Annotated in this window: 13 protein-coding genes; 8 read left to right on the top strand and 5 right to left on the bottom strand. The window is 62.2% G+C overall.

Going from position 1 to position 15,481, the window contains the following annotated elements; genetic code table 11:
• Positions 1-50: 50 nt before the first annotated feature.
• The 5 genes from HSW_RS21520 (at position 51) to HSW_RS21500 (ending at position 4,912) form a co-directional block, all read left to right on the top strand.
• Positions 51-1,706 carry an FAD-dependent oxidoreductase gene (locus tag HSW_RS21520; RefSeq protein ID WP_044003818.1) on the top strand — a complete coding sequence of 552 codons (1,656 nt, stop codon included), beginning with the start codon at positions 51-53 and terminating at the stop codon, positions 1,704-1,706.
• A 250-nt stretch (positions 1,707-1,956) separates the two neighbouring features.
• Positions 1,957-2,784 (top strand): metallophosphoesterase family protein, encoded by an 828-nt coding sequence (locus tag HSW_RS21515; RefSeq protein WP_044003817.1) that lies wholly within the window; start codon positions 1,957-1,959, stop codon positions 2,782-2,784.
• A 5-nt stretch (positions 2,785-2,789) separates the two neighbouring features.
• A complete protein-coding gene (locus HSW_RS21510; RefSeq protein WP_155833098.1) occupies positions 2,790-3,446 on the top strand; it encodes a hypothetical protein in 657 nt (218 codons plus the stop codon).
• A 73-nt stretch (positions 3,447-3,519) separates the two neighbouring features.
• Positions 3,520-4,332: a metallophosphoesterase family protein gene (locus HSW_RS21505; RefSeq protein ID WP_044003816.1), complete on the top strand. Its 813-nt coding sequence runs from the start codon at positions 3,520-3,522 to the stop codon at positions 4,330-4,332.
• 31 nt (positions 4,333-4,363) lie between these two features.
• Positions 4,364-4,912 carry a hypothetical protein gene (locus tag HSW_RS21500; protein WP_155833097.1) on the top strand — a complete coding sequence of 183 codons (549 nt, stop codon included), beginning with the start codon at positions 4,364-4,366 and terminating at the stop codon, positions 4,910-4,912.
• Between the two features lie 50 nt (positions 4,913-4,962).
• On the opposite strand, the gene HSW_RS21495 is transcribed toward HSW_RS21500, so the two are convergent.
• A complete protein-coding gene (locus tag HSW_RS21495) occupies positions 4,963-6,333 on the bottom strand; it encodes a lysophospholipid acyltransferase family protein (protein ID WP_081768552.1) in 1,371 nt (456 codons plus the stop codon).
• 206 nt (positions 6,334-6,539) lie between these two features.
• On the opposite strand from HSW_RS21495, the gene HSW_RS21490 reads away from it, so the two are divergent.
• On the top strand, positions 6,540-8,366 hold the full coding sequence (locus HSW_RS21490; RefSeq protein ID WP_044003814.1) for a hypothetical protein: 1,827 nt from the start codon (positions 6,540-6,542) through the stop codon (positions 8,364-8,366).
• Between the two features lie 42 nt (positions 8,367-8,408).
• Entirely contained in the window at positions 8,409-9,194 is a 786-nt protein-coding gene (locus tag HSW_RS21485) for a tetratricopeptide repeat protein (protein WP_044003813.1), read from the top strand.
• Positions 9,195-9,410: 216 nt separating this feature from the next.
• On the opposite strand, the gene HSW_RS21480 is transcribed toward HSW_RS21485, so the two are convergent.
• The 4 genes from HSW_RS21480 to HSW_RS21465 all read right to left on the bottom strand — a co-directional run bounded on the left by HSW_RS21480 (position 9,411) and on the right by HSW_RS21465 (position 13,750).
• Positions 9,411-10,508 (bottom strand): chorismate mutase, encoded by a 1,098-nt coding sequence (locus tag HSW_RS21480; protein WP_044003812.1) that lies wholly within the window; start codon positions 10,506-10,508, stop codon positions 9,411-9,413.
• Between the two features lie 189 nt (positions 10,509-10,697).
• The gene (locus tag HSW_RS21475) at positions 10,698-11,543 is read right to left on the bottom strand and encodes a prephenate dehydrogenase (protein ID WP_044003810.1); all 846 of its coding nucleotides are present in this window, start codon (positions 11,541-11,543) and stop codon (positions 10,698-10,700) included.
• Positions 11,544-11,637: 94 nt separating this feature from the next.
• Positions 11,638-12,801 carry a pyridoxal phosphate-dependent aminotransferase gene (locus tag HSW_RS21470; protein WP_044003808.1) on the bottom strand — a complete coding sequence of 388 codons (1,164 nt, stop codon included), beginning with the start codon at positions 12,799-12,801 and terminating at the stop codon, positions 11,638-11,640.
• A 112-nt stretch (positions 12,802-12,913) separates the two neighbouring features.
• Positions 12,914-13,750 carry a prephenate dehydratase gene (locus tag HSW_RS21465; RefSeq protein WP_044003806.1) on the bottom strand — a complete coding sequence of 279 codons (837 nt, stop codon included), beginning with the start codon at positions 13,748-13,750 and terminating at the stop codon, positions 12,914-12,916.
• A 494-nt stretch (positions 13,751-14,244) separates the two neighbouring features.
• Between HSW_RS21465 and HSW_RS21460 the strand changes: the two genes are divergently transcribed.
• Positions 14,245-15,441, top strand: a complete 1,197-nt coding sequence (locus HSW_RS21460) for a tetratricopeptide repeat protein (protein ID WP_155833096.1) — start codon at positions 14,245-14,247, stop codon at positions 15,439-15,441.
• The last annotated feature ends 40 nt before the right edge of the window (positions 15,442-15,481 follow it).

Here is a 15,481-nt window from a genome sequence, read left to right as displayed (position 1 = left end):
ATTCGACTCCGTTACTCCGCTGCTCAGTTACTCATTTACTCCCCTCTCCCATGAAAAAGCCCGTTTTACTGTGTGTGGATGATGATCCGCAGGTGCTGAGCGCCATTGACCGGGACCTGCGCCAGGAGTTCCGGCGCGACTACCGGGTGGTGCGGGCCGGCTCGGGGCGGGAAGCGCTGGCCATTGTGCGGGAGCTGCACGAGCGGGAGGAACCGCTGGCCCTCATTCTGGCCGACCAGCGCATGCCCGACCTGGAAGGCGTGGAGGTGCTGACCCAGGCCCGGGAGCTGTTTCCGGAGGCCAAGCGGGTGCTGCTCACGGCCTACGCCGATACCGAAGCCGCCATCCGGGCCATCAACTCCGCCCGCCTCGACCACTACCTGATGAAGCCCTGGGACCCGCCCCAGCAGCTGCTCTATCCCACCCTGCACGATTTGCTGGCGGCCTGGCAGCGCGCCTACAAGCCGGCCTTCGGGGGCGTGCGCCTGATCGGGTTTCAATGGTCACCGAAGTCGCACGAGCTCAAGGACTTTCTGGCGGGCTACATGGTGGGCTACCAGTGGCTTGATTTCGAGACGGACGCCGAGGCCCAGACCCTGCTGGCCCGCAAAAACCTCACTGCCCACGACCTGCCGGTGGTGGTGCTGGAAGACGGTACCGCCCTGGCCAGCCCCACGCCCACCGAGGTGGCCACCCGCATCGGCCTCACGGTGCAGGCCTCGCAGGAGCTCTACGATGTGGTGGTCATCGGGGGCGGCCCAGCCGGGTTGGCAGCCGGCGTGTACGGCGCTTCTGAAGGCCTGAAAACCCTGGTAATTGAGCGGCAGACGCCCGGCGGCCAGGCCGGTACCAGTTCCCGCATCGAGAATTACCTGGGCTTCCCGACGGGCCTGAGCGGCAGTGAGCTGGCCCACCGCGCCTGGACGCAGGCCGTGCGCCTGGGAGCCGAAATTCTGGCCCCGCAGGAGGTAACCGGCCTGTGCGTGCAGGATGGCTACAAAGTGCTGACCCTCACGGATGGCAACGAGGTGAAAACCCGGGCCGTGATTCTGACCACCGGTGTGAGCTACCGCACCCTCGACGTGCCCGGCATGGACCGTCTCAGCGGCGCGGGCGTGTACTACGGGGCCGCCCGCACCGAGGCCCGCTCCTGTCAGGAGCAGGACGTGTACATTGTGGGCGGCGGCAACTCGGCGGGGCAGGCGGCTATGTACTTGGCCACGTACGCCCGTCGGGTGTTCATCCTGATTCGGGGCGAAAGCCTGGCCGCCAGCATGTCGGCTTACCTGATTGAGCAGATTGGGCAGACCCCGAATATTGAGCTGCTGCCCTTTGCCGAAATAGCCGAAGTGTGCGGCGCCGACCATCTGGAGGAGGTGGTAGTGCGCCGGCAGGGCCAGCTGGAGCGGCGGCCGGCCCGGGCGCTGTTCGTGTTCATAGGGGCCAAGCCCAGCACCGAGTGGGTGTGCGACACGATTGTGTGCGACGGCAAAGGCTTCGTGCTCACGGGCCGCGACCTAGTGACGGACCCGCGCTACGCCACTGCATGGCAGCACCCGCGCCGGGAGCCCTACCTGCTCGAAACCTGCGTACCTGGCATTTTTGCGGCCGGTGACAGCCGGGCAGGGGCTATGGCCCGGGTAGCTTCGGCCGTGGGTGAGGGCAGCATGGCCATCAAATTTGTGCATCAGTATCTGGATGAATAAGCTGGCTGCCGACCTGGTAAGGAAGTTATTTGCCGGAAACGCGGGGCTTTCTTCAGAATGGCTTCAGAATTGATTTTGGCCGTTGGTAGCCTGTAAAGCGCGTTGCGCCCGGAAACGCCTGTCTTGGAATGTGCCTCCCAGATGCCTGAGGGAAGTTTTTGGGTAAACCATCCGGCGGCTTCCCCGGTATATAGCGCCGGACCTATCCCGCCGGACGGGTCCGTTTCTGTTGCTTTTTGTGCCGAGGCGTATGCGCTCATTTCTTCAAAACCTACCGGTCCGGGCCTTGCTGCCTGTGGCCGCTGCCTTCTTGTTCAGCAGTTGCGACCTGCTCGAATTCAGCCCCAATGACCACCGTGCGCCCGAGTCGGAGCGCGACCTGACGGAGAAGAATCTGGCGCGCCTGCTGCAAAACCCGCTGCCCGCCGGTGATACGCTCCGGTTCGTGTTTACCGGCGACTCGCAGCGGTTCTATGACGACGCCGAGGACCTGGTAAAAAGCGTGAATCAGCAGCCCGGCATCCAGTTCATGCTGGTGGCTGGCGACATCTCTGACTTCGGGTTTGCCCGCGAAATGCGCTGGGTCAACGACGATTTGCGCAAGCTGAAAGTGCCGTACCTGACCGTAGTGGGCAACCACGATTTGGTGGGCAACGGCCGCAAGGCCTACGAGGCCATCTTCGGCCCTCGCAACTACTCCTTCGTGTACGGCGACACCAAGTTCATCTTCACCGACACCAACGGCCGCGAGTACAATTTCGACCGCACAGCTCCCGACATGACGTGGGTGAATAAGGAACTGGCCGACCGCACGGCCCGCCGCCACGTCATCATCAGCCACGTCCCGCCCCAGGATGAGGACTTTGACCCGGCGTTGCGGGAGGCCTATGCGGGTGCTTTGCGCCAGGATCCGCGCCTGATATTCGAGTTGAACGGGCACCGCCACGCGTTTAGCATTGGGGAGCCGTTCGAGGACGGGGTGACCTATATTAATTCGTCGTCGTTCGAGTCGCGCCAGTACGTGATTCTGACGGTGTGGGGTGACAAAGGCTTCCGCCTCAAACAAGTAACGTTCTAAGTCCGATGCTACAGCATATACTCTCAGTGGCCCTAGTGGCTGCTCCGCTGGTCGCGTCGGCTAGCCCTATTTCTTCCGTTGCCGCGCCCGATACTTTGGGCGTAACCACGACAGCGTCAATTCCCCGAGCGACTTCCGGCAATAGCCGGCCTTGGTATCGCCCCAACCACGTAGTGCTGCAAACCGGCGGCGGCCTGGGGATGGTAGCCGGTGGGGCCGGCTTCACACTTAAGGACCGGCTGGAGCTGGATATTCTGGTGGGCTACGTACCCGAAAAGTATGCCGGCTCGGCTCTGTCCCTGGCATCGGCCAAGCTGCTGTACTCGCCCTGGACCTTGCCCATCAAGGATAAGTGGTCGGTGAAGCCGCTCACGGTGGGCGGCTATTTCAGCTACACCCACGGCACCATCAACGACGAAGAACCCAACCAGTACACCAAGGGATACTATTGGTTTTCTACCGATACACGCATCGGGGCTTTACTGGGCAGCCGCCTAAGCTACGCCTTGCCGCCCACCGCCTCCGGCTACGCTCGCAACCTCTCGGCTTTCTACGAGCTAGGGACTAATGACTTGTATATTCTGAGCTACGCTCAGAATCGAAAAAGCCTTTCGCCGGCGGATATTCTGGTGTTGAGCCTAGGGCTGAAGCTGGATATCTAGGTCCGGCAGGCTGATGATAAGCGGCTGGCAGGCAGCGGCTGAACCATCTTTTGCAACTTGACCTGCACGAATCATGCAGCTTCGGGGCTTGGGAGTAATTGTATTGCTGTGGCTGGCCGGGTGTCAGCTGGTGGAGTTCAGCCCCAACCAAGCCTACGTGCCCGCTCGGGAGCGGAGCCTCACGGCGCAAAACCTGCGCCGTCTGGAGGTTCAGCCGGCCGATGACACGCTACGCTTCGTGTTCGTGGGCGACACCCAGCGGTTCTACGATGAAACGGAGGCCTTCGTCGCCAGCGTAAACCAGCAGCGAGCCGTTGATTTCGTGCTGGTGGGCGGGGATATTTCCGATTTTGGCCTCACGCGGGAGTTCCGATGGGTAAACCAGCGGCTGAACGCACTGCGGGTGCCCTTTCTGACCGTTATCGGCAACCACGACCTGGTCGGTAATGGCCGGGCCGTGTACCAGCACATTTACGGCCCTCTGAACTACAGCTTCCAGTACCAGCAAACCCGCTTCATCTGCCTCGATACCAACGGGCGGGAATACGGTTTTGGCCGCCAAGTGCCTGATATGGCTTGGCTCCGGCAGCAACTGGCCGACACTGCTGGCAGCCGGCGCACGATTGTAGTGGGCCACATGCCGCCCACCGATGAGGATTTTGACCCGGAACTGGTGTCGGCGTATACGGCGGCGCTGCGCAGCTGTCCGCAACTAGTGTTTCATCTGGCGGCGCACGTCCACCGTTTCACGGCCGGGCAGCCCTTCCACGACGGTGTAACTTACCTGACCACCTACAGCCTGCAGAAGAAACGCTACCACATTCTCACGGTGTGGGGGCAGCGGGAATTTCGCCTCGAAACCGTTGCGTATGGGGCGGGTAGCTAATATCACGGCTCTCAGGGCGTTGGCGGTAGTTTTGCTGGCAAGCATACCAGCGCGGGCGCAACAAGCCGCCGCCGGGCCGTATTTTCTGACGCTACACGTAGCGGGCGGTACGGGCTTGGTGGCGCTGGGCGGTGGCTACCGGCTGGCCCACGAGCGGCTGGAGCCGGAGCTGCTGGTGGGTTACGTGCCGCGCCGGCTGAGCGGAAGTAAGCCGCTGGCCATCGTCACCCTGAAAACTACCTGGCTGCCCTGGAAAGCTGGGTTGGGCGACGCCCGCTGGCAGGCCCAGCCGTTTACGCTCGGGGCTATGGTGAACTACACCACGGGAAAACAGTTTTTCCTGACCAACAATACGGCCGGCCGCTACCGGCCTGGCTACTACTGGTGGTCCTCGGCGGTGCGCCTGGGCCTGCTGGCTGGCACCCGCCTAAATTATGGCCGTACCGGCTCAACCCGCACTGCCGCCTACGCCGAGCTTAGCGCCAACGACCTGCACCTGATCAGTGCCCTCACCAACCGCACCCTCCGCTTACCCGATATCCTCACGCTGGGCGGCGGCCTGAAGCAAGATATGCGGTGATTTGATACGTGGAGGATGAAAATCCCCGCGCACTCTATGCTCCTGAACCCTTATACTTTCGCTAGGTAGGCGGCACGGGCTTCGCGCAGGAGGCGGATGAGCTCAGTGCGCTGGCGGAGCAGACTTTCCATCACGGGGCGCTCTTGGCGGAACAGGCGCAGCGCCCGCAGGCGGCGCAGCCGCTCGGCCAGGTTGCCGGCGTAGCTCAGGGCGTAAAAGCCGGTGAGCGGCAGGCTGATAAAATACAGCAGCGTCCAGAGCCAGCTGTCCGTGAGGTAGTGCACCAGCGCCGTCTGGCCCAAGTAGAACAGGGTGAACGTCAGCATCCCTGTTACCAGCAGGATGGGAGACACGAACTCCACGTCTTTAGTGGCCCGTTGGGCAATAACGGACGGTATTTTGTAGGGAATGTAGCTGTTAATAAGCCCGTATAGGTACACCGGGGCCCCCAGCGTTAGGCGCAGGCCAGCCTCCAGAGCGCGGTTACGGCGGGCTCCGGCCGGGCCCCGGGTTTCGAGGGCATCGTCGGTGAGGCGCAGGCGGTGCAGCTCTTGGTGGTAGCTGTGCAGCCGTTCCCGTACGTCGCCCAGGCGGCCGGCGTCGTGCTGCTCGAAGTAGCGCACGGCCCGTAGTAGGGTGCGGCTGAGCTGGAAGTTGTCGTAAAGGGTTTCCTCGTCGTCCTGAATCAGGTGCTGGCCGAAGGTGCGCTCCACCTGCGTCACCAGCTCATCTTCTTCATCGGTGCGTGTGATAACGAGGCGCTGCTCCATGCGGTGGCGGATTTCCTCGGTCAGGGCGTCGGCGGCGGCTTCGGGGTCCTGGCGGTACTGGTCGGCGTAGTCGGCTACCGTAATGGGCTCTGCCATGTTCACGAACACGTCGGAGCGGAAGCGTTGCGGGTCGAAGTAGTTGATGCCCAGGGGCATAATTCGCAGGCCCAGGCGGAAGTCGTGGCGGGCTTCGGCGCCCAGCGCAATGCGGGCCGCCCCGGTTTTGAGGGGCCGCAGCCGCCGCTCCGACACACTGGTGCCCTCGGGGAAAATCATGATGGTGCCGCCCCGGTCAAAATAGTCGTAGCAGCGCCCGAAGGCCTTTTCGTTCTGAGCTTCGAGCTGGGCCGGGGTCAGGGTTTCGGCGCCGGTATCGAGGTCCTGACGGCGGTAGATGGGAATGGAGTTGCCCGACTCCATAATGGCCCGGGAAATCGGATTTTTGAAGAAAGTGCTTTTGGCCAGAAACGCCACCGACTGCCGCCGGCTGGCTGCCGCAATCAGCGGGTCCATGAGCGTGTTGGGGTGGTTGCTGCAGATAAGCAGCGGCCCCGGCAGCTGCAGCCGCTCCCGGTGGCGGATTTCGAGCTTGCGGAAGAAAACGCGCAAGGCCACCTGCACGAGGGGCTTCATAACCGTGTAAAAAAGCATAGCCGCAAGAAAGGAAATTGGGTGGGGGTTATACTCGGCTGCCGGGGCAGAGTTGCCGGGGCCGGTACGGGCTGCTACTTCGGGCTTTCTGCCCGCCTGCCCAAACCACAAGCCGCCGGATTCTGACTTTTCGGGTGGGGTACGGCCTTTGCACGAACTGCTGTGCCCGTTCCATACAGGGCCAAAACGTGCATATTTGCCCCTGTATGAAACGTGTAGTATTCCTATGGCTCCTGATTACCAGTGTGGCGCTGACTTGCCGGGGGCAGCCGCCGGTACAGGAGCTGCCCGACCGGCTGTATCAGCAGCACATTCTCACGGCCGAGGGGCGCGACCTGCTCCGCAAAACCACCGCCGAAGGACGCCTGCAGGTTCTGGATGCGCAGGAGCTGTTGTCGGGCAGCGGCGAATTCGCCCCCCGGCAGGGTGCGGCGGCCGTCCTCACCTTCTGCGCCCAGGCATTTGTTGTTGAACTGCTCTACCGCACCGATTTCCCGCATACGCCAGCGGAACAGAAAAAGCAGGAGGCACTGGTTGCAACGGCCATCGGGCTGTTCAAAACCGACACCGCCGCCATTGCCAACTACCTGATGGCCCACGGCCCGGCTCCCATGCAGCTGGAAGCCGCCATTCCGGCCGAGGACGCAGTAGTACTGAAGAACAGGACCATCTATCCGCCCCTGGGCCAAGGCGGTATACTGACGAGCGGCCACCTCATTCATGAAAGCCGCAGTGTATTGGGAAAAACCCGCACCCGCCTGGCCCGCGACCTGCACGCCCTGGGGCTACTCAGCAACGCGGCCTACGAGCAGGTGCAGGCCGCGCTGCTCCGGCAGGAGCTGACTTCTGAGCAAGCCGTGTGCGAGCGGGGTGCCGCGCTGATGCTGGCGGAGGCCACCCTGCCCGCCCGCCGGGTGGCTCGCCGCGCGCTGCTCGATAGTCTGCAGCTCACGGGGCAGCTGACGGCCTCCCGTCGGCAGGAGGCCGAGGCGGCTACTCCGCCGCAGCAACTGCTGCCGCCACTGCAGTTGCTGGGCTTTACGACGCATGCCCGGGTACTGCAACTGCGGGAGCTGCCCTCGGAGCCTGGGCAACTGTATCCGGCCCTGCTGGGGCAGGTAGCCCGGCTCTGGCCCCGTTTTCAGCCCTCGGAAGTGCAGGCCCTGGTGGAGCGGCGGGCCGAAGGGGGGACCCTGTGGGCTGATTATGTAACCCTGAGCTTTCGGGCCGATGGCCGTCGCTATACCAACCGGTTTCTGCACGGCTACATGCGCCAAGATGAGCGCCCGGCGCACGGGCCGGAGGTGGGCGAGGAATTCCGGACCAGCCTCAACCAATGGCTGCGCGACCAGGGGGCACCCGAGCGGCTGTACCTGGCTTACCAGCCGGATAACCAAGGGGGATACGGGCAGGAACGGCTGGGGCTGGCCATGCTGACCCGGCCCCAGCGCCAGGTATGGGGCACGGCGGCCTACTTCCTCACCCAAGAAAATCACGACAACCGGTTTACCTCCGTGTGGATAGACAGCCTCACCGACCGCCTGCAGGCACTGGGGCTGCTACGCCACCTGACGCCGGCTCAGCTGGCTACTGCCCGGCAGCAGCTGGGGCAGGGCCAGAAGCAAACCCTGGCGGAGCTCCTGGCCTGCTTTCCGCAACTGCTGTACTGGCCCGATTGGGAAATGGCGGTAGAGGATGCGCCCTACGCGCGCTACCTGCGGGAAATGGCGGCTATTTCGCGCGGCGACTTTGCGCCTGCCCAAGTGCAGGATACATTCCGGCCGGAGGTGAGCTACGGCCGGAAGACCAGCTTTTCCTTTCGGCTAGGCAATGCCACGTACCAGACCACCCTGCTAACCAAAAACGAGTGGCTCGATAGTAAGGCAATAGAGCTGGTCGAGCGGGCTGCCCGCGAGCAGGGGCAAGGCGGCCGGTTCTATAGCATCGAGCAGGGCGAGGCGTACATGTACCTCACCCCGGCTCAACACGCGGCCCTGCAGCAGCTGGATGCCAGTCTGTTTGCCCAGCCCTGAAGGTCCTGAATAGCGAATGAAAACCTGCATCTTTGGCCGCTAATGGTGCGCCTGTTTCTCCTGCTTTTTGGTAGCCTGCTGCTACTACCCCACGTGGCTCCGGCCCAGACGGCCACCGCGGCCGCCACGGCTACGGCCCTGCGTCGCGCCCGGCAACTGGTGCTGGAGCGCCGCTACGAAAGTGCCTGGCAGCTGCTTGCCCTCACTGACCCCACCAATGCCGACCCGGCCGTAGTGCTGCAGAAGGCTGATCTGGCCCTTAACTACTACACCGCTACCGACGAGCTTCGCCGCTTCGCCTTTCGCAACCTAAAGCTCCTGGACCTCAGCCCCGACAGCCTCCGCCAGCTGGGCCAGGACTCGGTGCGCTACGCTTTTGCCGTGCGCCTAGTGTTGGAGCGCCTGCAGGGCCGCTTCCCCGATAACTACAAGCTCAGTCGGGCCCTCGGCGACTATTACTTCACTGTGCAGCAGTGCGACTGCGCCGAGGCCGAGTTGGGCGAGGACGAAGTGTTCCGCCGCACCATTGCCCAGTACCAGCAGGCCCACGCCCACGGCCAGGGCGATTACCTCTCCTACTTTGCCCTCGGCTACGCCTACCAGCGGCTGGGCCGGTTTCAGGAGAGCCTCGCGCCCTTCGAGCGGGCCTTGCAGCTACGTCCCACCTACGCCACCGCCCACCTCAACCTGGCCTTCGTGCTGCTGGAGCTCAAGGAATTTGAGAAGGCCCGGGAGCACGCCCGCCGTGCCGTAGAGCTCTTCCCTGATGCCCAGCACCGCGAAGACGCCGGCTTTTTGCTCAGCCAGATTGAGGAGCGGATGAAGTGAATGGGTGGATGGGTGGATTGTTGAATGGGTGAACGGTCATTGCGAGGCGCAGCCGAAGCAATCCGTCCTTCACGAAGCTCCTACCTTCGACCTACTAAAAAGCCCCTGGCGTCCATACGTCAGGGGCTTTGTGTTTTATCAGGGCTTTTGACTGCGTGAAGGACGGATTGCTTCGGCTGCGCCTCGCAATGACCGTTCACCCATCCATTCAACAAGCTACTTCTGATTCATCACGCGGTTCTGGCGGTTGATGGATTCCAAGTGGACGGCGTCGAAGTACTTGAGGATGAAGTCTTCCGTCAGGCCCAGGCGCTGGCCCTGCTGGATGCCGTGCTCCAGGATTTCGTTCCAGCGGCTGGCCTGCAGAATGGTGATGTTATTCTCCTTTTTGTAGCTGCCGATGCTCTCGGCCACCTGCATGCGGCGGCCCAGCAGGTGCAGAATCTCTTCGTCGAGCTGGTTGATCTGGGCGCGGAGCTGGCTGAGCTTGTTAAGGAACTCCTGCTGGTCGGTGGTTTCATGGCGCCAGGTCAGGCCGTCGAGCAGCTCGGCCAGGCGCTGGGGCGTCACCTGCTGCTTGGCGTCGCTCCAGGCGTTGTCGGGGTCAATGTGCGACTCCAGCATCAGCCCGTCGAAATCCAGGTCGATGCTTTTCTGGGCCACGGCAGCCAAGCCGGTGCGGTTGCCGCAGATGTGGCTTGGGTCGCAGATGATAGGCAGCTCGGGTAGGCGGCGCTTCATCTCAATGGGCAAATGCCACATGGGCGCGTTGCGGAATTCCGTGTTGCCGTAGCTGGCGAAGCCTCGGTGAATCAGCCCAATTTTCTGGTTGCCGGTTTTCTGCAGCCGTTCCACCGCGCCCATCCACAATTCCAGGTCGGGGTGCACGGGGTTTTTGATGAACACTGGGATGTCCACGCCCCGTAGCGCATCGGCCAGGGCCTGCACTGAGAAGGGGTTTACCGTGGTGCGGGCCCCAATCCAGAGTACGTCCACGTCGAAGGCCAGAGCATCCTCTACGTGTTTGGGCGTGGCCACCTCCACGGTAGTGGGCAGGCCGGTGAGCTGCTTGGCCTTTTGCAGCCACGGCAGGCCCTTGGTCCCTATGCCCTCGAACAGGCCCGGCTTGGTGCGCGGCTTCCAGATGCCGGCCCGCAGCATATCCACCTTGCCGGTGGCGGCCAGCTGGGTGCAGGTGGCAATGAGCTGTTCTTCGGTTTCAGCCGAACAAGGACCGGAGATGATAAGCGGCTTTTTCTTGAGAAATTTGGGGTTTTCGGCCGCGTCGGCGGAGGAGGTCAGGAGCTGTTCCATGCGTATGTTGTGTGTCGAGATGAAGAGGAGAAAAGGAACATCATGCCGATAGGAGAGTGGAATCTCGCGGGCTGACGTTAGCTGTAGAGACGCGACACTCCGCGTCTTGGCGTGGGTTGGGGTTGCATATGTAGCGCGGTCCTGGTTGTTCTGGCGGGAGACGCGAAGCGTCGCGTCTCTACAGGGTTCTCATTTCAGAATTTTCTTGATGAGGTTGGCCTGCTGAATTTGCTGGTACACGGCGGGGTAGTTTTCCTGGTGCAGCAGCTCGCGCAGGTGCTGGAGTTGGTGAATGTGCTCATCCAATACATCCAGCACGTTCTCGCGGTTCTGACGGAAGATGGGCACCCACATATCGGGCGAGCTTTTGGCCAAACGTACCGTCGACTCGAAACCACCGCTGGCGAGGGCAAAAATCTGCTCGTCTTCCTTTTCCTTTTCCAGTACCGTGAGGGCCAGGGCAAAGGAGGTGATGTGCGAAATGTGCGAAATGTAGGCCGTGTGCAGGTCGTGGGCGGTGGCATCCATGTACACCAGCCGCATGGCCAGTCGCCCGAATACAGCCTCCACCCGGGCCACGGCGTCGGGGGCGCTGCGCGGAGCGTCACAGATTACCAGCGTCTTATCCCGGAACAGACCCGGCAGCGCCGCCGAGGGGCCTGAGTACTCGGTGCCAGCCATCGGGTGCACCGCCACGAAGCGGCTGCGCTGTGGGTGGTGCTCCACGGCCTGCAGCAGCAGGGCCTTGGTGGAGCCTACGTCGATAACCGTCTGGCGGTCGGTAGCTGCGTCGAGCACCAGGGGCAGCACCGTGAGCATGGCATCCATGGGTACGGCCACAACCACTAGGTCGGCACGCTGCACGGCCTCAGTCAGGTCCTGGGCCGGCTCATCAATCAGGCCCAGGGCCACGGCCTGCCGCTGGTTGTCCGGGCTGCGGTCCACCCCAATGATGTGGTGGGCCAGGCCGGTTTCCTTCAGGCTCAAAGCCAGCGACCCGCCAATCAGGCCAATTCCGATGATGGTAACTACCATTAGGTGAAGCGGTGGAATGTGCGAAATGTGATGGAATGCGTGGAGGATGTTATTAGAATGTCATTCCTTGTCAAGCTCGGAATGACGTTCTGTTTTACTGCCCGGTAGACTCTCGTACGCGCGCCAGGGCTTGCTGCAGCACCTCCACCGGCTGGCATAGGCTGAGGCGAATGTAGCCGTTGCCATTGCTGCCAAAGATGCCGCCCGGCGTCAGAAACACCCGGGCCGCCCGCAGCACCTCGTCGCTGAGGGCGTAAGCGTCGGGGTACTGTGCTGGCACTTTCGCCCACACAAACAGGCCTACCTGGTTGGGGGCCACGGTGCATTTCAGCAGCTTCAGCAACTCCAGCACCAAAGTGCGCCGGGCGCGGTAGTGGGCGTTGAGTTCCGCGTACCAGCTGGCGTCCAGGTTCAGGGCTTCCACGGCGGCCAGCTGCACCGGCAGAAACATTCCCGAGTCGAGGTTGCTCTTGAAGCGCAGCACGTCCTGGAGCACGTCGGCGCGGCCGGCCAGCAGACCCACCCGCCAGCCCGCCATGTTGTGCGACTTGCTCAGGGAATTCAGCTCCAGGGCCACCGCCCGCGCCCCCGGTACCGCCAGCAGGCTGCGGGGCGGCTCGGTGTTCAGGATGAAGCTGTACGGGTTGTCGTGGACCAGCAGGATATCGTGGGCGGCGGCAAAAGCTACCAGCCGCTCGAAGAAGCCGGCCGGAGGGGGCGTGCCGGTGGGCATATGCGGGTAGTTCACCCACATGAGCTTCACCCGGCTCAGGTCGCGGCGGGCCAGCGCGTCCAGGTCGGGCAGCCAGTTGTTTTCTTCGGTCAGGTCGTAGTCGAGGGGCGTGGCCCCGCTCAGGTGGGCGGCGGCCCGGTAGGCGGGGTAGCCCGGGTTCGGAATCAGCACCTCGTCGCCGGCCTCCAGCAGCGTCATGCTGATGTGGATGATGCCTTCCTTGGAGCCCAGCAGGGGCAGAATTTCCGTGTCGGGGTTCAACTCTACGCCGTATTGCCGCTGGTACCAGCCGGCCATGGCCTGGCGCAGGGCCGGCACGCCCTTGTAACCCTGGTAGGCGTGGGTGTTGGGCTGCTGAGCGGCGGCCGTCAGGGCCGCAATTACGTTCGGGTGCGGCGGCATATCGGGGCTGCCGATGCCCAGGTTGATGATCTGGGCCCCCGCTTTGTTCAGGCCCTCAATCTCGCGCAGCTTCTGCGAGAAGTAGTATTCCTGAATATGCTGAAGGCGGCTGGCAACGTGCATGATGAAAGTTGAATTAGGAGTATTGAGTTGGGGAGGGAGGAGAGGGGTGATGAAGTGCGAATCCGGAGCTGGTCCGGGTGGAAGGAGTTTTACAACCCATTCAATTCAGCATTCATCTCTCATAACTCACTTCTCCCTTATATGTGCCCAGCAGTTGCAGGCCTTCCGTGAGCGGAACCAAGGCATCCAGCGTGGCGGCAAGCTGCGTCGGCGCGTCGAATTCCAGGTCGGCGTGGAAGAAGTAGTGCCACGTACGGCCCGGTTGCGGACACGACTGCAACTTGCTCAGATTAACACCCTGCCCGGCCACGGCCGTCAGGATGCGGGCCAGGCTGCCGATGGCGTGCGGGGCTTCAAAGTACAGCGAAGCTTTTGTGGGGTGGTGTTGCAGTGGGGCATCCTCAGCCCGCATTAGCACCAGAAAACGGGTGTAGTTATGCTGTTCCTCATGAATGTCGCCCGCCACAATATCCAGGTCGAACAGCTCAGCGGCAAGCTGGCCTGCTACGGCCGCCACGCCCGGCCGCAGCTGTTCCCGGATGCGCTGGGCGCTCAGGGCCGTATCCTCGGTTTCCACCAGCTTCCAGTGCGGGTATTGCCCCAGGTAGTCGGCGCACTGCAGCAACGCCATCGGGTGGGAATGTACCTCCTTAATATCCAGTAGCTGCTGCCCCGGCAGGGCCATCAGGTGCTGCCGGATGTGCAGGTACACCTCGCCCACCACCCGCAGGCCGGCCTTGCGCAGCAGCGTGTAGTTAGGCAGAATGCTGCCGGCAATGGAGTTCTCGATGGCCATAACCGCCGCGCCGGCTGCTCCGCTCACAACGCTCCGCACTACTTCCCCAAACGTAGCGCAGGGCAACACCGCCACCTGCGGCCCGAAATGGCGGCGGGCGGCAATCTGGTGGAAACAACCTTCAAATCCTTGAATGGCGACGATGGGAAGCATACTGTGAACTGAAAAAGACACTAAAAAAGGGCCTCCGGTGTGCGGGGCCCTGGTTTTGCTGGATGGCTGCGGATAAGTCAGCTTCGGCAAACCGGGCCCGGCCTCTTCAGAAAGAAGAAGTAGCAGTAGCCGTAATAAAAGAAGCTGCAAGCGGGCATCAGGGCAGATTGAGCGTAAAAAAAGCGCCTCCCGAAGTTGTCGAGAGGCGCTGAAGAGTTCGGGTTAGGAAGGCTACAGGGAGGCCGCTCGACTACGTGGTGGCGTAGTAGAAGTAATAGCTAAAAAAGAAGCGGGCCGTGGGCTGAGCCATGCGTGTCGGGCGTTTTAACGGCGGCAAGGTGGGACCGGTCGCCGGAAATTCCAAATAAAAAATGCAAAAAACGCCCGAACAACTGTTTGTTTGTCAGTAGATTTTGTGGGAAAACCTGCATCTTTCCGCTTGGTTGCCGACCCCGTATCCGCGCCCTGTTCTCAATCTGATAACTCATTGATAGATGCGTTTTTATCTGCCACTTGCCGTATTGGCTCTGACAGTGCGACCGGGCCTGGCCCAGACACCGGTTGCTTCGGACCTGGCTCAGGCCGCCCAACTTACGCAGGAGAAAAAATACCAATCGGCCTTTGAGGTACTGGACAAGGCTGACCCCAAAAATCAGTTGCCCGAAGTGCTGTTGGCTAAGGAAAAGCTCTTGCTGGATAACTACCTCATCAGTCTGAACTTTCAGGGCTTTGGCCTGCGCAACCTCAAGCCCACCGAAACCGTGGAGCAGCTCCGCGGCAAAGAGGGCGACTACTCCATGCACCTGCTGAACCTGCCGCTGGAACTCAACCGCCTGCAACGGAAGTACCCCGCCAACTACGCCCTCAGCAAAGGCCTCGGCGACTATTGGTACGCGGTGCTTTCGTGCGGGTGCGGGGAGCAGGATAAGTCCGAGGAGCAGAAGCTGGATCTGGTGCTGCGCTACTACAACGCGGCCCACGCCCACGGGCAGGCCGACTATAGCTCCTACTTCGGAGTGGGCTACGCGCAACTGCTGCGTGACCAACCCGCCGCTGCCTCGGTGGCTTTTGAGAAGTCGGTAGCCCTTAAGGCCGATTACCCGAACTCGCACTACAACCTGGCGTACGCGCTGTGGCTGCTGAAAAAATCGGCTGAAGGCCTGCCACACGCCACAACTGCCTACGACCTGTACGCTGCCGAGCCCCGCCGCCAAGCCGATGCCGCCCGCCTGCTGGGCATGCTGTACGAACAGCAACAAAAGCCCGTCGAAGCCAAAGTCGCTTACCAGCAAAGCCTGGCCCTGAACCCCACCGATTATCCCTCGATACGGGGCTTGCTGGGGTTGGCCGTGGCAGCCCACTCAGCGGAGGCTGCCTCCTGGGCTACCAGGCTTTACCAGCTGAATCCGGCTGATGACCAGATGTTCAACGACATCATGGACATCTACCAGACCAATAATCAGTGGGCTGAGGCCGAGGCATTTTTCAGCAGCCAACTGTCCACCGCGCCTAAAGAGGCGGTGCCCCAGGGCCTGCTGCATTTCTACGTGGCCATCCTGAACATGCAGCTCAAGCGGCCCCAACAGGCCCGGCCGCACTTCCTGGCAGCCAAAAAGCAGCTGACCACGGTAATGAAGCCCGATAATCCGGCGTTGCAACTCATCGAGAAAGGCTTGGCGGAGTCGAAATAATACCCTTTCCAAGCCTGAAGTGAGGATTAGTGAGGGTTGC

It is taken from the genome of Hymenobacter swuensis DY53, assembly GCF_000576555.1.
Taxonomy (GTDB): domain Bacteria; phylum Bacteroidota; class Bacteroidia; order Cytophagales; family Hymenobacteraceae; genus Hymenobacter; species Hymenobacter swuensis.
This window is presented reverse-complemented; position numbering and strand designations above follow the sequence as displayed.